The following is a 24,044-nucleotide window of genomic DNA, read 5'->3' on the forward strand; positions in this document are numbered from 1 at the left end:
TTTGCAAGAAAACATAATTCAAAAAACAAAAATCGGATTTTTTTGGAACGCCTTAGAAAAATTTGGGGTTCAAATTGTAAATTTTGTTTTAACTATTATTTTAGTTAGGCTTTTAAGTCCAAGCGATTTTGGCACAATGGCCTTTTTGTCTGTTTTTATCAGTATTTCAAATATTTTTACAGAAGGTGGTTTTCTTAGAGCTCTAATCCAAAAAAAAGATTGCAACGAACATGATTTTTCAACAGTTTTTATATTTAACATTATTGTTGGAGCTGGATTTTATATAATTTTATTTTTTCTTGCTCCCTTTATTAGCCAATTTTATGAAATAGATAGCCTCACACAAATACAAAGAGTTATATTTTTAATCATTATTTTTCAAGCTCTTTGCGTCGTACAGATTGCGAAATTTCAGTTAAATATAAACTTCAAAACCCTAGCTTTTCTAAATTTAACCTCCATAATTTTTTCTGGTCTTTTAGGTGTTTTTTTAGCGTATAAAGGTTTTGGAATTTGGGCTTTGGTATGGCGAGAAATCATAAGAAGCATTTTAATGGTAGTTTTGTATTGGTATTTTAGCGGTTGGATTCCAAAAACCGGTTTTAGCAAAGCTAGTTTTAAACGCCTTTTTTCCTATGGTTCTAAACTAATTGGTGTTGGACTTATAGCGATTGTTGTAAATGGAATCTATAATATGTATATCGGCAAAATGTATAGCACAAAAGAGCTTGGATATTTTTCACAAGGCGAGCACTATCCAGGACTTGTATCTTTAATCTTTGTAAATATTCTAACGACCGTAACCTTTCCGTTGATGTCGTATTTACAAGACGATAAAAGCAAATTAATGGAAATTTTTAAGCGTTTAATTAAAATAAACGCCATTATAATATTGCCTGTTATGTTTTATTTCGCTTTTTTATCCGAAGAATTCGTGCTTACTTTTTTGGGTGAAAAGTGGATTATGGTAGCTGATCTACTTTTTTGGTTTGCTCTTTCGTATATTTTTACACCTTTTTCAGCACTAAATTTAAATATCTTAAATGCAATTGGCAGAAGCGATTTATTTTTAAAAATCGAATTTATTAAATTACCAATTATTTTTACAACAATGTTAATAACTTTTCCAATTAGTCTAAAAGCCATTGTGATAGGTAGGTTTATTTCAACATTTTTATCTTTTTTCATAAATACCTACATTTGCCATAAAAACTATGATTTTGGTGCATTAAGTCAAATTTGGCATATCAAAAATATTATTTTTGCAGTTTTGGTTATGGTTATATCGATAAGTATTTGCAAATTTTTCATAACAAATGCTATTTTATGCCTTATTTTATCAGCAATCATAGGCTCTATTACTTATTTTTTTATGTTAAAAATAGTAAAAGAAGAAGAGCTAGAATTTGTTATGATAAAACTCAAAAATAAATTTAAAAGGAAATAAATGCAAGATATGCCACTTGTCAGCGTTGTAATACCAAGCTATAATCACGAAAAATATATCAGCGAAACCATAACGGCGATACTTAATCAAACTTATAAAAATATAGAATTGATTATCATCGATGATGGTTCAAAAGATAATTCACCAAATATCATAGAAAATTTTAGAAAAAAACATAATTTCACATTTATACATCGCCAAAATCGAGGCCTTTGCGCTACTTTAAATCAAGCTATCGACTTAGCGCATGGAAAATATTTTGCAATTTGTGCAAGCGATGATGTTTTATTGCCAGATAGCATTGAAAAAAGAGTTAATTTTATGGAAAAAAACTCAGAATTTGGTATGTGTTATGGCAAAGTATGCGATTTTAGTGATGAAAAAAATATTATAAATGTAGGCGAACCAGCGAGTGGTTGGATTTTTGAGGAATTATTAAGCAGATATTTTATACCAGCAGCTAGTATTATGATAAAAAAAGATATTTATAATGAAGTAGGCAAATATGATGAAAATTTGATCATAGAAGACTATGATATGTCGTTAAGGATTGCTGAAAAATTCCAAATCGGTTTCATTGATGAGATTTTAGCCCGTTATAGACTCCATGGCGAAAATACAACCAAACAACTTTATCGTATGTATGAGGGACAAAAACAGATAATTTATAAATGGCAAAATAAAGAAAATTTTAAAATTTTAACAACAAATTGGCGTTTAAAATGGTTCGATATGTTTTCGCGCAACAATAAAAAAGAAGCATTGAAATACCTTAATACCGCACTTTGCAATCCTTTTAATAAATACAGCTTAAAAGGCTTAATAAAATTTATATTTTTTTGGACAAAAAAATGAAAATTTTATTTGTAATCTCGACCCTTAGAAACGGTGGAGCTGAAAAGGTCATGGCGGTACTATCGTCGTATTTTGCGAATTTTCACGATGTAAGTTTAGCTAAATTCGAAAGCTTGGAGCCATTTTACGAGATAAGCGAAAAGGTAAAAATTATAAATTTAGATTACGGCGTCGATAATAAAGGTTTTTTTGCAAATTTAAAAAAACGATTTGGCAAAATTTTTGCCCTACGAAATTTGATAAAAAATGGCAAATTTGACTGCGTGATTTCCTTTATGGATAGCACAAATTTGCTTAGCATCATCGCTAAATTCGGGCTTAAAACGCCATTAATAATTTCTGAGCACTCAAACCACACCCTGCTTAGTAAAAAATGGCAAATTTTAAAAAGGCTTTTTTATCCCTTTGCAGATGGCTTAACTGTGCTAACAAATGATGATTTAAAGCATTATTCGTATGTCAAAAATAGAGCCAAGATTTATAATCCCGTGTTTGCAGATGCACAAAATTTTAGCCAAACACAAAAGGAAAATTTAATTATTTTCGTTGGTAGGCTTATCAAAATCAAAGGTTGTGATATATTTCTAAATGCTTTAAATTTGGTTGATTTAAACGGCTGGAAAATAGAAATTTTAGGCGATGGCGAAGAAATGCGAAATTTACAAAATTTAGCCAAAAATTTAAATTTAAACGCCGAATTTAAAGGGAGCGTGAAAAATGTCGATGAATATTATTCGCGTGCAAAAATCATCGTATCAAGCTCGCTAAATGAGTGTTTGCCAAATGTGTTGGTTGAAAGTATCAGATTTGACTGCGTTCGTGTCGCAACGCCTACGGTTGGGGCAAAAGAGCTTATAAAAGACGGCTTTGATGGATTTATTAGCGATGATTTTAGAGTCAAAAATTTAGCAAAAAAAATAAAATTCGCCATGCAAAGTGCTGAAAAAATCACGCAAAATGCAAATTTGCGAAAAGATGAGTTTAAAATAGAAAAAATTTATGGAAAATGGCTAGAATTTATAAATTCAACTTTGGAGAAAAAATAAAATATGTTTTATGTAAAATTATTTATAAATTTAATTTTGTATCTAATTGCAAAGATTACACCAAAAAATGAAAAAATTTGGCTTTACGGTGCTGTAAATGGGGCAAATTTTAGCGATAATAGTAGATATTTTTTTGAATACATGCGCCAAAACCACCCACAAATCAGAAGCATTTGGATTACAAAAAGCGACGCAGTATTGCAAAAACTACAAAATCTAGGCATTGAGTGCTACAAAGCATACTCACCAAAGGCGATATATTTTGGGCTAAGAGCTGGATTTTTTATTACTTCACATGTTGTAGATATGGCATTTATGGGAAATACAGCCACAAAAATCATAAATCTCTGCCACGGCGTTCCGCTTAAAAAAATAGGCGGCGATGATATCTACGATCCAAGCACACATAAAAGCATAAAAAACTGGCTAATTACAAATTTTTTCCCATTTACCGTGGTAAAAAACTCCCTAATTTGTGCCAGTGGCGAAGAGGATAAAAAACATTTTTTCTCAGCTTTTAATTTTAATTATTTTAATGTCAAACTAGATGATATTGCAATCACAGGATATGCTAGAAACGATATTTTGCAAAGCATAAAACCTAAAAATTCGCAAATCAATGTTTTATATATGCCAACTTTCCGCAAAGCAGGAAGCGATGAAATAGATCTTTTTAGCGATTTTAAAGCAGTAGAATTTAATAAAATTTTTAAAGAAAAAAATATCAAATTTATCATAAAAATTCACCCTTTTAATCGTCCAAATAAACAAATTTTAAACACTCTTAAAAATTGCGAAAATATCGAATTTGCCCCCATGATCGATGCTGCCCAGCTTTTATGTAAGGCCGATATTTTAATCACTGATTATTCGAGTTGTTATATTGATTTTTTACTCACAAATAGAGCCTTAATTTTTGCTCCATTTGATTATGAGAGATACATAGCCACTTCCAGAGAGCTTCATTACGATTACGAGGCTGTTACACCTGGGGCTAAATGCAAAAACTGGCAAGAAGTCGTTGCCGAGATACTAAATTTAGCTAGTGGAGTTGATAAATTTAAAGACGAGCGCGAAAAAGTGCGTGATTTTTTTCACAGATACAATGATACAAAGGCTTGCGAGCGTGTATATCAAACTATAAAGGATAAATTTTGCAACCATTAATCTCAGTAATTGTTCCTGTTTATAATGTAGAAAAATATCTTGAAGAGTGTATAAATTCTATCATAAACCAAACTTATAAAAATTTAGAAATTATCTTAATCAATGACGGAAGCACAGATAAAAGTGGCGAAATTTGCGATGAATTTGCTACACAAGATAATCGAATAGTAGTAATCCACAAAGAAAATGGTGGCCTAAGTAGCGCTAGAAATGCTGGACTTGATATTATGCAAGGAGAATATCTAAGCTTCATAGATAGCGATGATATGGTTGATGAAAATTTAATACAAACACTATTTTTATTAATTGAAAAATATAAGACAAAAATTGCAATTTGTGGATATGATAAATTTTCACAAAATAGCGATATTGACAAAATTAAAGAAAAAAATTTAACTATTAATGATGATTTTTCTTATACGCCAGAAGAAGTTTTTAACGAAAGTTTAAAAGTTAAAACTTTTTTTACTAAATGCGCTTGGAGAAATTTGATGCATAAAAGTATATATCAAAATTTGCGCTTCCCTGTGGGCGAAAATTACGAAGATGTAGCTGTTTTTTTTGATGTCTTTAATCAAAGCAACACGGCTTTTACATACAAAAATTTATATTTTTATAGATTCAACCTCAGCTCTATCTCTAATACTTTTAAAGATTCGAGCCTTGTAATGATAAAAAATGTCCGTAAATTTGCAACCAGCATAGAAAATGCTTATCCGAATTTAAAAAACAAAGCAATTGCTTACAAATGCAACTCGGCTCTTAATATGGCATTTTTAATTGTAGCACACAAGAGCAAAAAACATTTTGATACACTCTATGATTTACATAAATTTGTTAGGCAAAATTTAAATTCAGATTTTTTCAAAATGCAGGGAAATGCGATTTATAGGGATATTCTTATGATTTTATTCTACATTAGCCCAAAGTTACTATATACTTTTGTAAATACTATCAAAAGCGTAAAAAATATCTTTAAAAGATAAATTTACCACCCGCCACTGGCACCGCCACCGCCAAATCCGCCTCCGCCACCGCGAAAGCCACCTCCTCGCGAACTGCGCCCAAATCCACCAGAGCCACCGCCGAAACCACCGCCAAATCCGCCATTTCTGCCAAATCCGCCAGAGCCACCAAAACCACCAGAGCCACCGAAACCCCCACGCAAAATTTCATCAAGCCCGTCGCCTAAAATGATAGTGTTGCCATAATCCCCATGTGAGCGCGATTTGTTTCTCATCATCATAAAAAATACAAAGAAAAAGAAAAGCATAAAGATTACGAAGTCTATGTCGATTTCCTCGCCCTGAGCGCGCTCGATTTTGGCGAATTTTATATCGCCACTCTCGATAAAATCGAGAATTGTAAGCACACCAGAAACTATTCCGCTCTCATAATCCCCAGCCCTAAAATGGGGCAAAATTTTATACTCGATTATGCGTTTTGACACGCCGTCAGTCAGCACGCCCTCCAAGCCATATCCGACCTCGATACGCACCCTGCGCTCGTTTGGCGCGACGAGCAAAAGCACGCCGTTATCATAGCCCTTCTGCCCTATGCCAAGCGCCCTAGCCTGCTCGTTCGCGACCTCTTCGATAGAGTAATCCCCGAGCGTTTTTAGGGTTACGACCATGATTTGATTGGTGGAATTTTCGTCAAATTTAAGCAAAATTTCGTTTAACGCACCAGCCGTAGAGGCGCGCAAAATACCCGCCTCGTCGATAATAGCCGTGTCGTTTGGCAAGGCTAGATAGTCTGAAATTTTAGCCTGCGAAAAAGATAAAGCCAAAAATAAAAAAAGTAAAATTCTTCTCATTTTATTTCCACAATCTTTTCTTTGATTTCATCTTTATCGCCCATTTCATGGGGGATTTTCGCCATTATTAGCGCGCAAAGTCTATCTATACCCGCACTCACAGCCTCGCCGAAATTCGCAGTTTTTGCCTGAACGCAAAATTCCTGCACAATCTGCAAAAATTCAGAATCATCAATCTTCGCGCTGATATTTTCGCCACAAACTATATGCGCGATTTTTTCATTTTTGCAAACACAAAAAATCACAGCGTTTGGGATTTTATCATATCCAAACAGCTCAAATTTACTCACGGCAAAGTCGTAAGTAAGCCTAAATTTAAAGAATTTAGGGATAAAAAATTCTAAAAATTTAGGAAATTTAGAAAATAGAAATTTAAAGAGCAAAAATACAATCGCAATCAACTCAAACGCGCCTACTTTGCCTACTTGCTGGAAAAACATCAGCGCGGTGCCCACTACAAAGGCAATCGTGCAAGCCACGCCCCAGCTAAGGGGCTCTAAGTCCAAAGCTTCGCCACTTAACACGCAGATAATCTCAGCGTCGCTCGCATCTTCGGCCTTTGAAATTTTATCCGTTATGGCGTCTTTGTAAATTTGCTCAATCATCTAAAACGAAACTTTTGGCGCGTTTTGATTGGCTTCGCCTGCGTTAAATACAGGCTTAGCTCCGCCCTTGCCTACGAGTTTGGCGATGATATTTGTAGGGAAAACCCTAATCATCTTGTTATACTCTTGCACCACAGCGATATAGTCCTTGCGAGCCACAGCTATGCGATTTTCGGTGCCCTCTAACTGATTTTGCAAATCCGTGAAATTTGAGTTTGCTTTTAGCTCAGGGTATCGTTCTACAACCAGCATTAAGCGCGATAGAGCCGAGCTTAGCTCGCCTTGTGCATTGTTAAACCGAGTAAAGGCTTCTGGGTTATTTGCGATATCGTTTGCGTCGATTTTCACGCTCGTTGCCTTCGCGCGAGCCTCGATTACGCCCTCTAAGGTGCCTCTTTCATGGCTTGCGTATCCTTTGACGGTTTCGACGAAATTCGGGATCAAATCAGCGCGCCTTTGATATTGGTTTTGCACCTGCGCCCAGGCCGCATTGACATCTTCGTCTTTCAGGGTCAGTTTGTTATACACAGGCACGGCGAAAATCGCAAACACAGCCAAAATTATGCCAGCGATAATCAGCCATTTTAGCCAGCCTTTTGATGTTTTTTTCTCGACATTAGCAGAACCATTGTAAGTTTGGCTTTGCTCTGCACCTTTTGCGCTTTTTTCGCCGTCATAGCCGATTTGTTCGGCGCCATTTTGGTTTTCTAACTCGTTCATACCACTCTCCTTGATATTTTTTCATGAAGTTTAACTAACACATCATACTCAATCGTGCCAAAAAATCTCGCCCACTCTCTGGCGTCATTTATCACGCAGACCCGCTCGCCACCAAACTCAGCACAAAAGCTATCCATAGACATTTTGCCAAGTAGCCTTTCACCACTAGCTAATCGTAAATCGCCCACGCCAGCGTATCGCAAAAGCCCGTCTGCATAGCCTAAATCATAGGTGCCGATTTTCATATCGCACGGCGCGCAAAACACCCCGCCATAGCCTACCCTTTCGCCTTTTTTAAGCACTCTTTGGCTGATTAAATCAGCCCATAAGCTAAGCACAGGGCGCAAATTTAGGCTCTCATCAAACTGAGCGTATCCATACTGCGCCATACCCACGCGCACAAACTCATCATCAAAACCCGCTCTACGCTCGATCGCGGCTGAATTTGATGAGTGGAAAATGAGATTATTAAATCCAGCCTCATTTGCCTTAAATTTGGCGATTTTTTTAAATTCGGCGAAATTTTGCCTTTGCGCGTAAAAATCGGAGCTTAGCTCATCGCTGGCGCGGTAATGCGTCAAAAATCCTCGTAAATTTAGCGAGTGTTTTTTGCAAAGCGCGAGTGCTTCGTCCAAATCATAGGCGCAAATTCCATTTCTATGCATATTTGTATCTGCGACAATATGAATATTCGTGCCTGTTTTTAGGCGCGAAAAATAGCTCATATCGTTTATAGCGTAGGTGAAATTTAGCTCTTCGCTGCCGTTTGGGATATGCGATAAAATCAAAATTTCCTCGAAAAATTCCGAAATTTCGCTTGCTTCAATTTGCGTCCTAGTAACGGCTCTTTTGATACCAAACTCGCGCGCCAAACCCGCGATTTCACGCATGCCATGCCCGTAAGCATTATCTTTAAGCACGAGCATAATGCGCTCTTTGGCTACTTTTTGCGAAATTTGCGAAAGATTGTGAAAATATGCTGATTTATCAATCAAAATTTCAGACATTAAAGCTCACTCCATACGCCTTGTATAAATACGGCAAAAGCTTGCGAATAGCGTAATCATAGCCGTAAAATTTGGTGTAAATTTCCTTTAAATTTGCCTCTTTTGCGTTTGCGAAATCAAACACATCTGTGCCCTCTATTTTTGGCACTTTTTCATCTAGTAGCGCGAAAAATTCAGCCCTAGCGCCAAGAAGCTCTTTTATATTTTGCTCGACTAGCTCTTTTTCCATTATTTTGCAATCTCCTCTAATGCGCCCATTATCACCCTTTGCATTTCATCGCGAAATTCAGGGCTTTTAGCCTCAAATCTCGTTACGATTATCGGTGTGGTGTTGCTGGCTCTCACCAAAGCCCAGCCATCATCAAACCTCAATCTAACCCCGTCGATTTCTATCATATCGCGCACGGCTGGAAGCCCAGAAATACCATTTTTGGCTAAATTTTTAAATTTTTCAATTATCTCAAATTTTGCGGTGTCTGTGGTTTTAAATTTGATCTCATCGGTGCTGTGCATTACAGGAAGCGCGTCAAGCTCAGCGTCTAAATCAATACCCTTTGCGACGAGTTCTAGCACTCTCATCATCGCATACACGCCGTCATCGAAGCCAAAATATCGCTCCTTAAAATAAATATGTCCGCTCACCTCAGCAGCCAAATCAATGCCAAGCTCCTTCATAGCCTTTTTGATATTGCTATGACCTGTTTTGCCCATAAAGCTCTTGCCACGGCGGTTTATCTCATCATACATTACCTGCGAGCATTTCACCTCGCCCAAAATTTTCGGTTCTTTCATATTTAGTGATAAAAGGCAGGCTAGCTCGTCGCCTTTGATATTTCGCTTCGCTGTTAGCACGGCGATTCTATCAGCGTCTCCGTCGAAACCAAAGCCCAAATTTAGCCCGTTTTCGCTAATTGCATTTTTTAAATCGGCTAAATTTTTCTCTTCGCTTGGGTCTGGGTGGTGATTTGGGAAATTTCCGTCAGGTTCTGGAAATAAAATTTTAGCATTTAAGCCCAATCTTTCTACGATTTTGCACGCCGTAACACCTGCTGCGCCGTTTGCGCAATCAATCACAAATGGTGTTTTGAAATTTTTCAAATTTGCAAATTCTTTTTCGAAATAATCCAAATACTCGCCCAAAATATTATATTTTTCGCAAAATGTATTTGTTGGGATTTCCATACCACTAGCCATAAATTCAGCCACTTGGCGGCCGAGTGTTTTAAGCTGTGCGCCAAAAAAACTATCCGTGCCGATTGTGATTTTAAAGCCGTTATAATTTTTCGGATTGTGCGAGCCTGTAATCATAATGTTTGCGTCAAATTTATGCGTAAATACGCCAAAATACCCCACAGGCGTAGGCAAAAGACCAATGTCAAAAATCCTAAGCCCAGCGTAATTAAGCCCACTTACTAGATATTCAAACATATCTGGCGCGCTTAGCCTCGCATCATAGCCCACGCTGATGCGCTCACGGCCTAAATGGCGCAAATGCATACCAAAGGCAAAACCGATTGCTTTTACGCTCTCTTCGTTTAAATCCTCGCCCACGATTCCACGGATATCGTATTCTCTAAAAATATCTTCAATCATTAAAATTCCTTGACAAAAAAATTACAATATTTTAAATTATAAATGTTAAAATTTGTCAAATTTAAGGAGTCAAAATGAAAAAAATTTTTCTTGTTTGTGCGGTTTTGGGCGCAGTTTTTGCTAAGGATTATGAGGTGATTGATAGTGTAAATACTTCGTTTAGAATTTTTGGCAAAAACGATAGAATCGAGGTTATCAGCGTCAGCGACCCTAAAATCGATGGGGTTACATGCTTCATCTCATACGCAAAAAAAGGTGGCGCCAAAGAGATTGTTGGCGTCGAAGAAGACCGCTCAGAAGCCTCTGTTTCATGCTCTCAAACAGCCCCAAAAATCATAATCAAAGAAGAGCTTAAAAAAGAGGATATATTTGCGAAAAAATCCTCGCTAATCTTTAAAAAAACCCATGTCGTGCGTATGTTTGACGAAGCAAGCCAGAGCATAATTTATCTAGTGTATTCAGATAAAATCATCGACGGCTCGCCAGATAATTCTATCTCGGCAATTCCGTGCAATCAAGCCGTAGGCAAGGTGTGTGAATTTAATTACAAAAAATGAGAATATTTAAGAATTTTTTGATAAAATCCCAGCTCTTAATAAAATTTATCATTTAGCAAGGAAAAATATGAAATCTATTTTTAGCATGGAATCTGCCAGCATTATGCTTGCCCTGCTGGCTATCGCGTGCGCGGTGGCGACATTTGTAGAGACTGCATTTGGCACGCCAGTAGCGTGGGCGAGTGTGTATAATGCGTGGTGGTTCGGGCTGATAATGCTACTTTTGGGGCTAAATTTAGCCTACAATATCTACCGCTACCGCCTCGGCGATATCAAAAAGCTTCCGACTTTTATATTTCATTTAAGCTTTCTTTTTATTTTGCTTGGGGCTGGGCTTACGAGATATTTTGGATTTGAGGGGAATTTGCACATTAGAGAGGGAGAGGAAAGCTCGCTAATTAGCACCAAGGACGAATTTGTGCAATTAATCGGCATAGGCGAGGATAAAAATTTCATCTCAGCCGATGAAAAAAACTACCTAAGTGGCGTAGGAAAGATGAAATTTGATCTAAATTTAGATGTAAATGGCAAAAACGCAAATTTGAAATTTAAAGAATTTATCCCACACGGCGAGCCAAAATGGGTCAAAGACGAGAGCCAAAGCGCACCCGCTAGAATCGAGTTTTTGTTTTCAAACGATACCCAAAAACAGCCCCTTTCGCTACTTTCTGGGCAGAGTATCGAGCTAGGCGAGGTTAGCATTAGTTTTAATACCATGCCAAAAACCAAATATTTCATCTATGTCAAAAACGACGCCGATAAATTCTATATAAACTCGAATTTCGACATAAACGCCACTAAAATGGGCACTAGCGAAAAAATCGCACTAAATAAAAATGAAGATAATCTAATCGATGATTTATCGCTTTATAGCTTTGAGGGGACGAATTTCGCCCCAGTTAGCCTGCTAAGCTCAGCTGTGGAAAAATTTGTTAGGGTCGAGGAAAATTTAGCCGGTATGGGGGGCATAATCGCAGATCTTAGCTATAACAACGAAAGCAAAGAAGTGCTAGTAATCCAAGGCGAAAAAGGCCTTCAATACGAAGTCGGCGGCGCAAATTTTATCACGCTTTTGGGGCCAAAAATGGTAAATTTGCCGTTTAAATTAGCTTTGCGCGATTTCGTCATGGATCGCTACCCAGGCACGAACTCGCCCTCAGGATACAAGAGCGAAGTCACGGTCAAAGACGGCGCAAACAGCTATGATTACGATATTTATATGAACCATGTCCTAGATCACGGCGGATACAGATTTTTCCAAAGCTCGTATGACAGGGACGAGGGTGGCACCGTGCTATCTGTAAATCGCGACCCGGGCAAATTCCCGACATATCTGGGATATTTTTTGCTCTGCCTTGGCATGTTTTTAAACTTTTTAAACCCAAATTCACGCTTTTTCAAACTTTCTAAACTCATCAGCGAAAACACTCACCTAGCAAAAAGCGTGGCGATTTTGGCTGTAATTTTCGCCTGTGTTGCGCCAAATTTAGCCCATGCAGAGGGAAATGAGAGTGTGAATTTAAATGAAATCAAGCTAAATTTGCCAAATTTTGATAAAGAATTTAGCAAAGAACTTGGCAAATTAGTCGTGCAAGGTTTCAATGGCCGTATGGAGCCGTTTGATACAGTTTCGCGCGAAATTTTGCACAAAATTTACCGCGGCGAAACCTACAAGGGCGAGGACGGGATTACGCTCAATCACAACGAAGCCTTACTTTCGTTTATGCTAAATCAAGATTATTGGCGCACCGCTAAAATCATACGCGTGGGCGATAAGGAACTGCGCAAAATTTTGGGTTTAGATGAAAATCAAAAATACGCTTCGATGATGGATTTTTTCGAAATGAAGGATAATGAGAGCTTTTATAAGCTTGATAAATTAAGCGAGGAAATCAACCGCAAACCCCTTGGTAACCGCTCTACGCTCGATAAAGAAATCATCAAAGTAAATGAGAGAGTAAATGTGTTTTACGGCGCGATTATGGGCGAATACTTCCGCATAATCCCTACCGGAAAGTCAAACGATAGCACCTGGATTTCGCCGTTTGCAACCCTTGAAATGCTTGGCGAGAGCGAGCGAGATAAGGTGCGCGATATGAGCGCGATGTTTGCCACAGCTGTGATTTATGCCCAAAACAAAAACGACTGGCAAAGCGCAAACAAAATGCTAAGCATTATCAAGGATTATCAAATCAAAAATGGTGGCGAGTTAGCACCTAGCGACACTGCGATAAAATATGAAATTTTATATAACAACGCGCATATTTTCAAGCGACTTTTTTCGATTTATACAATCGCTGGATTTTTGCTTTTAATCTTTATTTTTATCCGTATGATGAAGCCAAATTTAGGCTTAAAATGGGCGTTTAATCTAGTTTGGTTTGTAAATGTAGTGGCGTTTTTGATACATACTTTCGGGCTTGGGCTTCGCGCGTATGTATCAGGACACGCGCCGTGGTCGAATTCGTATGAGTCGATGATTTATATCGCGTGGGCGTTAGCGCTTAGCGGAATTTTCTTTTCGCGCAAATCTGCGATTTCTTTGGCGCTAACGGCGATTATGGCGGGAATTACGCTAATGGTCGCGCATTTAAGCGATATGGATCCGCAAATCACAAACCTACAACCAGTGCTAAAATCGCACTGGCTGACAATCCATGTCTCTGTAATCACCGCAAGCTACGGATTTTTGGGGCTTTGTATGTTGCTTGGAATTTTCACGCTTTTGATGTTTTGCTTCGACAAAAACAACCCAGAAATCGCGCGCAATATCACAGAAGCCACTAGAATCAACGAAATGTCGATGATTCTTGGGCTTTGTTTGCTAACAGCTGGAAACTTCCTAGGTGGCGTGTGGGCGAACGAGAGCTGGGGCAGATATTGGGGCTGGGATCCGAAGGAAACTTGGGCTTTGATTACGATTTTTGTCTATGCGATTGTGGTGCATTTTAGATTTATGCCAAAGCTAAATTCACAATTTGCCTTCGCCGTAGCGTCGATGTTTGCGTATTTTAGCGTCATAATGACATATTTTGGAGTAAATTTTTATCTCACAGGCATGCACTCTTACGCAGCAGGAGAAAAAATCCCAGTGCCAAGCTGGGCATACATAATGACAGCTTCTATGTTTATTTTGGCAATCGTGGCATATTTTCGCTCGGGAAAATCGGCTAGATTGTAAAATTTATTATATGAAATTTAGAGTTTGTAAAAATAAAATTTCAAACTCTAAATTTTAAAATTTCATTAAATAATTCCCTTAAATAGGCATTTTAAGCCAAAATTCTTAACTCAAATCAATTAAATTTAATATTTATTTGGCTAGAATTACCCTTTTATTTCACAAAAAGAAAGGGTAAAGATGTCTGTTAAATCTGATTTTAGTGAAAATAGACGAGGCTTTATCGGACTTGCGTTTGGTGCGGTCGCTGCTGTGGGTGGCGTATTTGCATTAGGCGGTATGAAAAAAAGCTGGGATCCACTTCCTAGCGTTAAAGCAGCCGGTGTAACGACTGTGGATTTAAGTCCGATTAAAGACGGAGAGCTATACAGAACAGAGTGGCGCAAAAAGCCAATATTTATTCTCAAAAAGACAGCCGATATGGGCAAAAACGATGAACGAGATGTCGTCGTAGGCGGCGATAGATACACGCTTTGTATCGGTCTATGCACGCATTTGGGCTGTATCCCTAGCTACAAACCAGCTTCTAAACAATTCGTTTGCGCTTGCCATGGTGGCGTTTTCAACACTGACGGCGTAGCTGTGTTTGGTCCGCCACCACGCGGCATGGATATACCTCCGTTTAAAATCGACGGAACTAAACTTGTCCTTGGCGAAGAGGGGCCTGAATATCAAGCTCTAATGGGCAAAGCGTAGGAGGATTGATATGCATGTAAGAAAATCAACAGGCATCTTGGATTGGTTAGATCAAAGACTTGCTGTTAATAAATTTATGAAAGTTATGATGACGGAGTATTGGATTCCGAAAAACATCAGCTTTCTATGGGCTATGGGCGTTATTTTGATGACGCTATTTATCGTGCTTTTCGTAAGCGGTTTAATGCTTGTAATGTATTACAAACCTGACGCAGCACTCGCATTTGATAGCGTAAATAAAACTATCATGCAAGAGGTAGAATATGGCTGGCTATGGCGACATATCCACGCAGTGGCTGCTTCGGTCGTATTTTTGGTGATTTATATCCACACTTTTGTAGGACTTTATTATCGCTCATATAAGCAAGGTAGAGAGATGATTTGGGTCAGCGGTATGCTACTTTTCATACTTTTTTCAGCCGAAGCTTTTAGCGGATATATGCTTCCTTGGGGACAAATGAGCTACTGGGCGGCTATGGTTATTACAAATTTATTCGGCGGAATTCCAGTCATCGGACCAGCTGTGGTCGAGTGGATCAGAGGCGATTATGCTGTAAGCGATCCGACTTTGACAAGATTTTTTATGCTTCATGTCTGCTTGCTTCCGATAGTCGTAATTTCAGTGATTGCATTTCACTTCTACGCACTTCGTGTCCCTCATGTCAATAACCTAGACGGCGAGGAAATCGATTTTGAGGTAGAGAGTGAAAAATTCCTAAATGGCGATACAAAAGGTGCAAAAGTAATTCCATTTTGGCCAGGATTTTTATCAAAAGACTTCTTATATCTCTCAATCTTTATGATATTTTTCTTCTATTTGGTTGGCTTTCAATTCAATTTCGCAATGGATCCGATAAATTTCGACCCTGCAAACAGCCTCAAAACACCAAACCATATCTACCCAGAGTGGTATTTCTTGTGGCAATATGAAATTTTACGCGGATTTTTCTTCGATGTTGGACCATTAAAGGCAGCAGATATCGGACTTATGGCGTTTGCGTTCGCTGGCGTTTCACTAATGATAGTTCCATGGATGGATAGAAGCTCTGTCGTAGCCCCAGCTCACAGAAACAAAGCATATTTTATCTGGTTTTGGGTATTACTAATCGATATGATACTTTTAAGCCTATTTGGCAAACTCCCAGCAGACGGCGCAGAGCTTGGCATGCCAAATACATATTGGGGCTTTATTTTATCGATACTTTATATCGCATTGATAGTAGTTGTCTTGCCTTTGATAACAATCGCAGAAAGAAAGAAAAGAGGTTAAGATGAAAGAGATAAAAACATTAGCAATACTCGTTGTTTTAGTAGCGGTTTTATACTGGATGATTGAGCCTTTTGCTCATACTAGACTTAGCCCGCATGTCGATCCTGCTAATTATGACTTTGCAGCCGAGGATATCACGCTTGCTACTACAAATGTCGAAAAAGCGCAAAAAGCCTTAGAAACAGCCCAAAACTCAGGCGATGAGGGTATGATCGCAAGTGCGACTAGAACGCTTCAAGACGCGAAAAATCAGCAAGACAAAGTTACGCTATTTTGGGACGAGATCAACAAAATCGACATTATCAAAGGTGACGCCACAAGAGGCGCTGATACCTTTATGAACGCAGGTTGTGTGGCATGCCACGGCGTAAGCAAGCTTGGCATGGACGCTCCAATGGACGCGACAAGTGCTAGCGAAGCTTATGGCGTAAATCCACCAGATCTTAGCAGTGCAGGATATCTATACTCACCAAAATTCCTAGCCGCTCTTATCAAAGATCCTGTAATGGCGATGAAGCTAGATCATAAATTTGGCGATGAAAATCCACACCCAATGCCAGCATTTTACGGACTTGGCGATGATATAAACCAAGAAATCGCAGATATCGTAGCGTATCTACGCTCAATCGCACCAAGCGCAATGGAAAACGCGCAGGTTTTCGAGGACTCATGCCAAAGATGCCACGATGTCAAGTATGCTGGTCGCAAAGTCACAAGCGATATGGAGAAAGTCGCAGCCTACATGGGCTCTACTCCGCCAGATTTATCAATGATGATTCGCTCGAAACTGCCTGATTATTTGCACGAGTTTATCAACGATACACAAAAGAAACTCCCGGGCACATCTATGCCTCGCGTTGGCTTGACACAAGAAGCTGAAAATCAAGTCGTCGCCTACCTCGAAGAAGTCGGCGATAGCAAAAAAGATGAGCGCGAAAAAACAGCACTTTACATAATGCTATATTTCGCGATTTTATCAGTTTTCGCTGGACTTTGGAAAAGCAAAGTTTGGTCGAAACTTCACTAAAACTAAGTAGTCGGTTCGCCGACTACTTTTAAATTTATCCCCTAAATTTCAATAAATTTTCTCAAATTTAATCTTTAAATTTTGCTAAATTTCGATTTTGAATTCATATAAATTTTACCATAAATTTGGCTAAATTTCGGCTATCATTTAGACTTATTTTTGATAAGAGTTTTTATTATAGTTTAAGTATTTTGCTGTATAATCCCAAACTGATTTTGAAACCAATTAGCAAAAAGGTAGGTTATGAAATTTATCCTAAAATCATCTTTTTTACTGATTTTTCTGTTTTTATCATCGCTTTTTGGCGCAGATTACCAAGTCCATGCCCAGGCGATAAAGGCTAAATTTGAGCAGGCTTTGAGCGCGTATGATAGCGGCGATAGCGCAACAGCGCGCAAACTAACCCAAGAGGCGTATTTTAGCCATTTTGAAAATTTAGAAGCTGGAATTCGCATAAATTTAGGACAGAAAAAATCCTACGCTATGGAAAAACAGTTTGGAAATATCCGCAAAGCCTTTAAAGCAGGCACTCCAAGGGGCGAAATCGAGGCTATGATAGCAAAGCTAAATAGCGAAATCACTGAAATTTTGCCAGTCATCGAAAGCGGTCATAAACTAGTCGCACAATACCAAAACGAGGGCGAAGAACAGCCTCAAACTAGCGCAAATCAAAGCGAAAATTCTGCTCCAAACGCTACGCAAAATTCTAGTGCAAATTCGGGTGCGAATTCAGGTGCAAATTCGGAAAATCAAGCCCCAAATTCCAACCCAAATTCTCCATGGCTTAGCGTTTATAATGATTTCATCACCGAGCTAAATAATGCAAAAACTGCCTTTGATAACAAAGACGAAACCGCGCTAAAATCGGCTCTAAACAAAGCTAAATTTGACATTTATCGCAACACTCGCCTCGAAGAGGTCGTGCGAAAATATGTTTCTAGCAAAAACGACCAAATGATTCAACGAATTATCTCAAATTTATTGCGCGATAGCCTAAATACGGGCGAAGCGAAATTTAACCAATCTCTAAAAGATTTAGATGATTTGCTTCTTAGCGCCACGCAAAATTTGCCTAGCCAAACTTACGCCCTAGCCCCACAAAGCGCGCAAGAGACTAGCGAAAGCGAAGTGGCGCAAAATGCAGATTTTAGCCAAACCGTAGCAAATATAAAATCCAAAATGGCGCAGGTTTTGGCTCTGTATGAGGCTGGCAAAACCGATGAGGCAATCGATGAGAGCGGAAATATCTACTTCGACGAATACGAAGAAAGTGGCATGGAAGCCCTCGTGGGGGCGAAAAACTCCCAACTCAAACTTGACACCGAGGCTAGCTTTAATAAAATTTCAGCCCTAATTAGCTCCGGCGCGCCAAAAGAGCAGATTATCGCAGCGCAAAACGAGCTTTTTGCGCAACTTGAAGAGAGCCTAAATTTGACGCAAAATTCTAGCGCATGGGATCTGTTTTTATACTCGCTCATAATTATTTTGCGCGAGGGTATGGAGGCCCTAATCATCGTAGCTGCCGTCATCGCCCTACTTATCAAATCAGGTAACGAGGGAAAACTAAAAATCGTTTATAGTGCGCTTGCGGTCGCAATTGTGCTTAGTTTTGCCACAGCGTGGGGCATAAGTGCGATTTTTGGCGCCGCAAAAGCAGGTCAAAGTCGCGAAATCCTAGAAGGCGCAGTCATGCTAGTAGCCGTGGGATTGCTATTTTATGTCGGGTTTTGGCTACTTTCAAATGCAAATTCGAAAAAATGGAGCGCGTATATCAGTGGCGCGATTTCGCAGAGCCTGAGCGAAAAAGACGGCAAAATGCTATGGTGGATGGTCTTTTTAGCGGTATATCGCGAGGGAGCCGAGACGGTGCTGTTTTATCTAGCGCTCATAATTGACGCTAAAACTCCGAGCGCGCTAGGTATGGTGGGTGCGGGATTTGTCGTGGGTGTAATCGCACTGCTCGTGGTTTATATCCTAATCAAAAAATTCTCGCTTCGCATCGCAATCAAGCCGTTTTTTATGATAACTTCGGCGATTATTTTTTATATGTCGATTGTCTTTGTCGGCAAGGGAATAATGGAGCTAGTCGAGGGCAAGGTATTTACGCCAAGCATAATCGAGGGCTTGCCTACGATTACATGGCTAGGATTTTACCCTTACAAAGAGAGCCTTATCCCGCAAGCTGCGCTAATCGTAGCTTTAATAGTTGGAATTTTGATAATCAAGCAAAAAAACAAATCTATTTCAAAGGAGAATTTATGAAAAAATTATTTTCATCAGTTTTGGCTTTAAGCCTTGCTTCAAGTATCGCCTTCGCTGGCGAGCAACCTATCGGCGAACCAGTCGAAATGAACGGCATGGAGATCGCCGCTGTGTATCTACAACCAATCGATATGGAGCCAAAGGGCATTGATCTAGCCCCTAGCTTAGCTGATATTCACTTAGAGGCTGATATCCACGCGATCGAGGGCAATGCAAACGGCTTTGGCGAGGGCGAGTGGATCCCATACCTAAAAATCGGCTACGAGCTAAAAAACCTAGATAACGGCAAAATCCAAAAGGGAAATTTCATGCCAATGGTCGCAAGCGACGGCCCACACTATGGCGCAAATGTCAAAATGGAAAATGGCGTGGGAAATTATGAGCTGATTTTCCATATCGAAAACCCAGGCGCAAACGGCTTTGGTCGCCACGCTGACAAGGCCACAGGCGTGGGTAAATGGTGGGGCGCATTTGATGTGAAATACACATTTGCATATACTGGAACTCCAAAAGAATAACGAAAATTTCACCCTTTTTGGGTGAAATTTTAGAAGTGTTTGAAAAAAGGAAATTTGCAAATTTGGCGTTGTGAGAAATGCGAAGCATTTCCGTAAAAATAAAACCAGCTAAATTTTAAAAAGCAACGCTTTTTAAAATTTAGCCACTTATAAGGTTTTACAGGGGAAATTCGCACGGAGCAAAAGGCGCGAACAGCGCTTTTGCGTGTGAATTAAATGCAGGGGAGGGTAGCGTCTCGCAAAAAGCGCGCCCTCCCCCTTACAGAGAATTTCACGGCGCAGGTTAAATTCAAAAAATCGTTCAATGCAAAATTTAGGTTGAATTTTGAATTTAAATTTTTCTGGATTGCCACGCTCGTTACACTCGCTCGCAATGACAGCAAATTTAGCGCAAGGAATTTTAAATTCGTAGATTGCCACGAATTTCGCTAACGCAAAATTCTCGCAATGACAAATTAGACAAAATTTAAATTTTAAATTTGCATTTATTTCAAACAGCTCTAAAATTTCACATTTAGGTTGCAGTTTTGTCGATATTTTTTTACCATTTTGTTTTGGCATTTTTGCCACTATTTATCATCGCCGCGCACTTTGGCAAAAAAGATTTTGCATTTGCCTTTTTTGGAGCAGTGTTTGGGGGCGCCTGTTTTAGCGCGCTAAATCATAGTCTAATCGCGCAAGAAGGCAAAATTTTCTTTGATATTTTGGCCTTGATTGCGCTATTTTTACTGCCATTTTGCGCTAAATTTTGCCTTGCGAAAATAGCCAAATTTTGCATTTTTGCCCTTGGCGTTTGCGCCTGTTTTGAGTATTTTTTAATCAGCGCAAATTTCAAAATTTTTAGCACCGAACTCCTTGATAGCAGGGCTATTCTCAACCTTTTTATGGTGATTTTGGCTCTTTCGTGCCTAGTTTTATTTTACCTGCTTTATAGCGAAATTTTAAAAAATCGAGCGCGCGCAAATTTTGCCGCCCTTACCCTAACCTGCGCCCTCTTATTCATCGCTAAGCTCGGATTTGTGGGGCTAGGGATTAGGCAGGGCGGATACTTCGCAAATTTCGCCTCGCTAAAATTTATAAATTCGAGCGAATTTCTAAGCATAATCGCCAAAATCATCTACCACAACAACCAGCATTTAATATTGATTTTGTGCGCAATCGCCCTATTTATGGGGATTTTCTACCTAAATTTAGCCCCTAAAAAACTAGCGCGAGATGAAAATATCATCGCTTGGCGTATAAACAAAAGCGCAAGGTTTAAAATTTGGCGCAATTTCCTCTGCACACTCACACTTTGCGCCCTATTTTGCGCTATTAGCCTCTATTATCTGCTAGTAGCTTCTCGCCCGCCTACGATTAATACACCCACGCTCGTAGAGCCCGTAAATGGCGAGTTTGTCTTTGACGCGCAGGCTTTGCAAGACGGGCGTCTTCACAGATACGCCTATATCAGCGATGATGGGCATAAAATCCGCTTTTTTTTGCTAAATAAATTTAGCACTCATCTCTCGCCGGTTGCGGTGTTTGACGCCTGCTCGATTTGTGGAGATATGGGCTATGTCAAAAAAAAGGGCGAGCTAATCTGCATAGCGTGCAATGTGCGAATTTTCTTGCCAAGTGTGGGTAAAATGGGTGGCTGCAACCCAATCCCTATGAAATTTGACTTTGACGGCGAGCGCGTAAAAATCGCACTTAGCGAAATTTTAAGCGGGGCAAGCTATTTTAGCGAAATCGTCGAAAAACAGGTCATCGACCCTGTATCGCGCGCGCAAATTTCAAATTCATCGAAATTTAGCTATTTGTATTATGGCAGGATTTACTTTTTTGAAAACGAAAAAAACGAGGAAATTTTCACCCTTAACCCGCAAAATTTCGTCGATGAAAACGGCACTTTAAAGGAGCTTAAATAATGTTTTTTAGAATTTTAAAAGCTTCGATTTTTGGGGCTAAGGAGTCGAAATTTTTAGCGTTTTTGACGATTTTTTTATCTGTTGGCTTAATCGCTTGCATGCTAAATATCACGCTTAAAATCGGCGACAAATTAGCAAGTGAGCTTGGAAGATATGGCGCAAATATCGTGGTTTTGCCCAGATCTGCTAACCTAAATATCGAAATTGCAGGGCGCGATTTTTCGCCACTTGCGAACGATGATTTTTTAGCCGAAAGCGATTTAGTCAAAATCAAAGAGATTTTTTGGCGCAACAATATCACAAGCTACGCGCCGTTTTTATCCGAGCAAATCGATGAATTCGAGGTCGTTGGGACATACTTCGACAGACCCGCAGGAGTGAGTGATGAGCCTGATTTTAGAGTCGGGGTAAGACACCTTTATCCATTTTGGCGCGTTAGTGGCGAGTGGGCAAAGGACGGCGCAAATGATGAAGTCATCGCAGGCGAAAAGCTGGGTTTAAAAATCGGCGATGAGATTGATCTAGGCATTTACACTGTGCGTGTGGTGGGGATTTTGCACGATGCGGAGGAATACAGTGGTAAAATCATCGCGAATTTGGGCTTCGTGCAAAAGCTCACTCACCGCGAGGGTCAAATCGCCAAAGCAGAAGTATCTGCAATGACAATCCCAGAAGATGATTTATCGGTAAAAGCTAGGCGCAATTTAGACAGCCTAGACGCCGTCGAGCACGATACTTGGTATTGCTCAGCCTATGTTAGCTCCATAGCATACCAAATCGCCGAGGATTTCCCAAACGCAAGCGCCAAAGCAGTTCTTAGCGTGAGCGAAGCCCAGAGCGGAATCACCAAAAAAATCCAAGGCCTAATGGGCGTGGTGAGTATCCTCTCGCTCATCATTTCTAGCATTTGCATAGCAAGCTTGCTTAGCAACGAAACCTTCAAGCGCAAAAAGGAAATCGGGCTTTTAAAGGCGCTTGGGGCTAGCGGTTTGGCCATATATTTGCAATTCATCGCCGAAACCCTCGTCGTTTGCCTTTTTGCTTCGATTTTAGGGGCGAGCGCGGGATACTTAGCAAGTCAGATTATCGCTAAGCAAATCTTTGGCTCATTTTTGGGCTTTGCTCTGCTAGTTTTGCCACTAAGCATTGCATTTGGGTTTGTAATCTGTCTAATCGGCTCGATTTTACCACTTCGTAGCGCGCTAAAACTGCCACCAGCGGAGGTTTTATATGGTAGAAAATAATAAATTTTATCGCACGATAGTCTTAAAAAGCATTTTTGCCAACTCTTTGCGCTCGTTTGTGATTTTTATCGCAATCGCCCTTGGCGCGGCAGTTTGCGCGGCGTTTGTGAATATCTGGGCAGATATCGACAAAAAAGTCGCAGGAGAATTAAACTCTTATGGGGCAAATTTGATAATCTCGCCAAATTCCTCGCAGAATTTTATCATTAGCGAAGATGAGCTAAAGGCAAAATTTGAAAAAATTCCAAATCTCAAAGCGCACAATAGCTATCTATTTAAAAGTGCGAATTTAGGGGTAAATTCGGCTGTGGTAATGGGCGTGGAGTTTTCAAATTTGGCAAAAACAATGCCATTTTTGCAACTCAAAGAGGGCGAGCTAATCAGAGTGGATTTCGACGATAAAAACGCCCTAATCGGCGAGGATTTAGCCAAAATTTTAGGCGTGAAGCTTGGCGATGAAATCGGCATTTCTCCGCACAACGCAAGTGCAAATTTCACTCACAAAGTCCGCATAAAGGGCATTGTTTTTGACGGAGGCAAGGAAGATAGCTTGCTTTTAATCTCGCTAAATTTGGCGCAAAATATCTTTAATGCCAAAGGCGAAATCAACTACGCCGAAGCGATTGTAGATAGCGATTTTAAGGGTCTTAGCGAAATTTCTCGCAATTTGAGCGATGAGAAAATGAGCTTTAATGTCGTGGGCAAAGTATCCAAAACACAAGGCATAATCCTAGATAAAATCAAGCTTTTAATGCTACTAAGTGGCTTTACGATTTTAGCCATAACCTCGATTTGCATAAACACTAGCCTTAGCCAGGTCCTACTCTCTCGCATTAAAGAATTCGCCCTGCTTCGCGCTATCGGCGCAAACAGAGCCAATATCTTTCACATAATTTTGGGCGAAATTTTGCTTTTGTGCGTTAGCGGGGCAGTATTTGGCGCGATAATCGGGTATTTTTTAGCCATAATTTTGGGTCAAATTTTATTTTATAGCGGAGTGGATTTTAGATTTATAGGGCTTGTAATGGCGGTGATTTTATCGCTGATTTTCGCGCTTAGTGCAAGTTATTATCCCATAAAACGGGCGCTAAATCCAAATTTGGCAAATTTATTAAAGGAATAA

General features: G+C 39.5%; 21 protein-coding genes. 15 read left to right on the plus strand and 6 right to left on the minus strand.

The genetic code is table 11. The annotated features are described in order from the left end of the window. The first annotated feature begins 1 nt into the window (after position 1). Genes OFN73_RS02485 through OFN73_RS02505 form a run of 5 tightly spaced genes read left to right on the plus strand, consistent with a single transcriptional unit; the run spans position 2 to position 5,501 of the window. Positions 2-1,447, plus strand: coding sequence for a lipopolysaccharide biosynthesis protein (locus OFN73_RS02485; protein ID WP_270862087.1), 1,446 nt, complete (start codon positions 2-4; stop codon positions 1,445-1,447). Then, positions 1,448-2,302 carry a glycosyltransferase family 2 protein gene (locus tag OFN73_RS02490; protein WP_270862088.1) on the plus strand — a complete coding sequence of 285 codons (855 nt, stop codon included), beginning with the start codon at positions 1,448-1,450 and terminating at the stop codon, positions 2,300-2,302. Then, positions 2,299-3,348 (plus strand): glycosyltransferase, encoded by a 1,050-nt coding sequence (locus OFN73_RS02495; RefSeq protein WP_270862089.1) that lies wholly within the window; start codon positions 2,299-2,301, stop codon positions 3,346-3,348. The genes OFN73_RS02490 and OFN73_RS02495 overlap by 4 nt, the downstream gene beginning before the upstream one ends. Before the next feature lie 3 nt (positions 3,349-3,351). Next, positions 3,352-4,515, plus strand: a complete 1,164-nt coding sequence (locus OFN73_RS02500) for a CDP-glycerol glycerophosphotransferase family protein (RefSeq protein WP_270862090.1) — start codon at positions 3,352-3,354, stop codon at positions 4,513-4,515. Next, a complete protein-coding gene (locus OFN73_RS02505) occupies positions 4,503-5,501 on the plus strand; it encodes a glycosyltransferase family 2 protein (RefSeq protein WP_270862091.1) in 999 nt (332 codons plus the stop codon). The genes OFN73_RS02500 and OFN73_RS02505 overlap by 13 nt, the downstream gene beginning before the upstream one ends. Positions 5,502-5,503: 2 nt before the next feature. On the opposite strand, the gene OFN73_RS02510 is transcribed toward OFN73_RS02505, so the two are convergent. Genes OFN73_RS02510 through OFN73_RS02535 form a run of 6 tightly spaced genes read right to left on the minus strand, consistent with a single transcriptional unit; the run spans position 5,504 to position 10,256 of the window. Continuing rightward, positions 5,504-6,331, minus strand: a complete 828-nt coding sequence (locus tag OFN73_RS02510; protein WP_270862092.1) for a TPM domain-containing protein — start codon at positions 6,329-6,331, stop codon at positions 5,504-5,506. Further along, positions 6,328-6,936, minus strand: coding sequence for a TPM domain-containing protein (locus tag OFN73_RS02515; protein ID WP_270862093.1), 609 nt, complete (start codon positions 6,934-6,936; stop codon positions 6,328-6,330). Before OFN73_RS02515 ends, OFN73_RS02510 begins: the two co-directional genes overlap by 4 nt. Then, a complete protein-coding gene (locus OFN73_RS02520; protein ID WP_270862094.1) occupies positions 6,937-7,656 on the minus strand; it encodes a LemA family protein in 720 nt (239 codons plus the stop codon). Next, positions 7,653-8,663 carry an alanine racemase gene (locus tag OFN73_RS02525; protein WP_270862095.1) on the minus strand — a complete coding sequence of 337 codons (1,011 nt, stop codon included), beginning with the start codon at positions 8,661-8,663 and terminating at the stop codon, positions 7,653-7,655. The genes OFN73_RS02520 and OFN73_RS02525 overlap by 4 nt, the downstream gene beginning before the upstream one ends. Then, positions 8,656-8,892 carry a CmeU family protein gene (cmeU, locus tag OFN73_RS02530; protein ID WP_270862096.1) on the minus strand — a complete coding sequence of 79 codons (237 nt, stop codon included), beginning with the start codon at positions 8,890-8,892 and terminating at the stop codon, positions 8,656-8,658. The genes OFN73_RS02525 and cmeU overlap by 8 nt, the downstream gene beginning before the upstream one ends. Beyond that, on the minus strand, positions 8,892-10,256 hold the full coding sequence (locus OFN73_RS02535; protein ID WP_270862097.1) for a phosphomannomutase/phosphoglucomutase: 1,365 nt from the start codon (positions 10,254-10,256) through the stop codon (positions 8,892-8,894). Before OFN73_RS02535 ends, cmeU begins: the two co-directional genes overlap by 1 nt. Positions 10,257-10,330: 74 nt before the next feature. Between OFN73_RS02535 and OFN73_RS02540 the strand changes: the two genes are divergently transcribed. The 10 genes from OFN73_RS02540 (at position 10,331) to OFN73_RS02585 (ending at position 24,044) form a co-directional block, all read left to right on the plus strand. Further along, the gene (locus tag OFN73_RS02540) at positions 10,331-10,813 is read left to right on the plus strand and encodes a CreA family protein (RefSeq protein WP_270862098.1); all 483 of its coding nucleotides are present in this window, start codon (positions 10,331-10,333) and stop codon (positions 10,811-10,813) included. A gap of 67 nt (positions 10,814-10,880) precedes the next feature. Beyond that, positions 10,881-13,994 carry a cytochrome c biogenesis protein gene (gene ccsA / locus OFN73_RS02545; protein WP_270862099.1) on the plus strand — a complete coding sequence of 1,038 codons (3,114 nt, stop codon included), beginning with the start codon at positions 10,881-10,883 and terminating at the stop codon, positions 13,992-13,994. 180 nt (positions 13,995-14,174) lie between these two features. Continuing rightward, a complete protein-coding gene (petA, locus tag OFN73_RS02550) occupies positions 14,175-14,690 on the plus strand; it encodes a ubiquinol-cytochrome c reductase iron-sulfur subunit (protein ID WP_270862100.1) in 516 nt (171 codons plus the stop codon). A gap of 10 nt (positions 14,691-14,700) precedes the next feature. After that, positions 14,701-15,960: a cytochrome b gene (locus OFN73_RS02555; RefSeq protein WP_270862101.1), complete on the plus strand. Its 1,260-nt coding sequence runs from the start codon at positions 14,701-14,703 to the stop codon at positions 15,958-15,960. Position 15,961: 1 nt separating this feature from the next. After that, on the plus strand, positions 15,962-16,987 hold the full coding sequence (locus OFN73_RS02560; protein WP_270862102.1) for a c-type cytochrome: 1,026 nt from the start codon (positions 15,962-15,964) through the stop codon (positions 16,985-16,987). A gap of 243 nt (positions 16,988-17,230) precedes the next feature. Further along, on the plus strand, positions 17,231-19,249 hold the full coding sequence (locus tag OFN73_RS02565; protein ID WP_270862103.1) for an FTR1 family iron permease: 2,019 nt from the start codon (positions 17,231-17,233) through the stop codon (positions 19,247-19,249). After that, positions 19,246-19,767 (plus strand): iron transporter, encoded by a 522-nt coding sequence (locus OFN73_RS02570; protein ID WP_270859954.1) that lies wholly within the window; start codon positions 19,246-19,248, stop codon positions 19,765-19,767. The genes OFN73_RS02565 and OFN73_RS02570 overlap by 4 nt, the downstream gene beginning before the upstream one ends. Before the next feature lie 527 nt (positions 19,768-20,294). Then, entirely contained in the window at positions 20,295-21,677 is a 1,383-nt protein-coding gene (locus OFN73_RS02575; RefSeq protein ID WP_270862104.1) for a Fe-S-containing protein, read from the plus strand. Next, positions 21,677-22,921, plus strand: coding sequence for an ABC transporter permease (locus tag OFN73_RS02580; RefSeq protein ID WP_270862105.1), 1,245 nt, complete (start codon positions 21,677-21,679; stop codon positions 22,919-22,921). Before OFN73_RS02575 ends, OFN73_RS02580 begins: the two co-directional genes overlap by 1 nt. Then, the gene (locus OFN73_RS02585) at positions 22,908-24,044 is read left to right on the plus strand and encodes an ABC transporter permease (RefSeq protein WP_270862106.1); all 1,137 of its coding nucleotides are present in this window, start codon (positions 22,908-22,910) and stop codon (positions 24,042-24,044) included. Before OFN73_RS02580 ends, OFN73_RS02585 begins: the two co-directional genes overlap by 14 nt.

The organism is Campylobacter sp. JMF_14 EL1 (assembly GCF_027737585.1).
In the GTDB taxonomy this organism is placed as follows: Bacteria; Campylobacterota; Campylobacteria; order Campylobacterales; family Campylobacteraceae; genus Campylobacter_B.

Excerpts from the sequence above, each read along its gene's own strand:
- OFN73_RS02490 (WP_270862088.1), top strand. The coding sequence starts at position 1,448 with ATGCAAGATATGCCACTTGTCAGCGTTGTAATACCAAGCTATAATCAC.
- OFN73_RS02495 (WP_270862089.1), top strand. The coding sequence starts at position 2,299 with ATGAAAATTTTATTTGTAATCTCGACCCTTAGAAACGGTGGAGCTGAA.
- OFN73_RS02500 (WP_270862090.1), top strand. The coding sequence starts at position 3,352 with ATGTTTTATGTAAAATTATTTATAAATTTAATTTTGTATCTAATTGCA.
- OFN73_RS02510 (WP_270862092.1), bottom strand. The coding sequence starts at position 6,331 with ATGAGAAGAATTTTACTTTTTTTATTTTTGGCTTTATCTTTTTCGCAG.
- OFN73_RS02515 (WP_270862093.1), bottom strand. The coding sequence starts at position 6,936 with ATGATTGAGCAAATTTACAAAGACGCCATAACGGATAAAATTTCAAAG.
- OFN73_RS02520 (WP_270862094.1), bottom strand. The coding sequence starts at position 7,656 with ATGAACGAGTTAGAAAACCAAAATGGCGCCGAACAAATCGGCTATGAC.
- OFN73_RS02525 (WP_270862095.1), bottom strand. The coding sequence starts at position 8,663 with ATGTCTGAAATTTTGATTGATAAATCAGCATATTTTCACAATCTTTCG.
- cmeU (WP_270862096.1), bottom strand. The coding sequence starts at position 8,892 with ATGGAAAAAGAGCTAGTCGAGCAAAATATAAAAGAGCTTCTTGGCGCT.
- OFN73_RS02535 (WP_270862097.1), bottom strand. The coding sequence starts at position 10,256 with ATGATTGAAGATATTTTTAGAGAATACGATATCCGTGGAATCGTGGGC.
- OFN73_RS02540 (WP_270862098.1), top strand. The coding sequence starts at position 10,331 with ATGAAAAAAATTTTTCTTGTTTGTGCGGTTTTGGGCGCAGTTTTTGCT.
- ccsA (WP_270862099.1), top strand. The coding sequence starts at position 10,881 with ATGAAATCTATTTTTAGCATGGAATCTGCCAGCATTATGCTTGCCCTG.
- petA (WP_270862100.1), top strand. The coding sequence starts at position 14,175 with ATGTCTGTTAAATCTGATTTTAGTGAAAATAGACGAGGCTTTATCGGA.
- OFN73_RS02555 (WP_270862101.1), top strand. The coding sequence starts at position 14,701 with ATGCATGTAAGAAAATCAACAGGCATCTTGGATTGGTTAGATCAAAGA.
- OFN73_RS02560 (WP_270862102.1), top strand. The coding sequence starts at position 15,962 with ATGAAAGAGATAAAAACATTAGCAATACTCGTTGTTTTAGTAGCGGTT.
- OFN73_RS02565 (WP_270862103.1), top strand. The coding sequence starts at position 17,231 with ATGAAATTTATCCTAAAATCATCTTTTTTACTGATTTTTCTGTTTTTA.
- OFN73_RS02570 (WP_270859954.1), top strand. The coding sequence starts at position 19,246 with ATGAAAAAATTATTTTCATCAGTTTTGGCTTTAAGCCTTGCTTCAAGT.
- OFN73_RS02580 (WP_270862105.1), top strand. The coding sequence starts at position 21,677 with ATGTTTTTTAGAATTTTAAAAGCTTCGATTTTTGGGGCTAAGGAGTCG.
- OFN73_RS02585 (WP_270862106.1), top strand. The coding sequence starts at position 22,908 with ATGGTAGAAAATAATAAATTTTATCGCACGATAGTCTTAAAAAGCATT.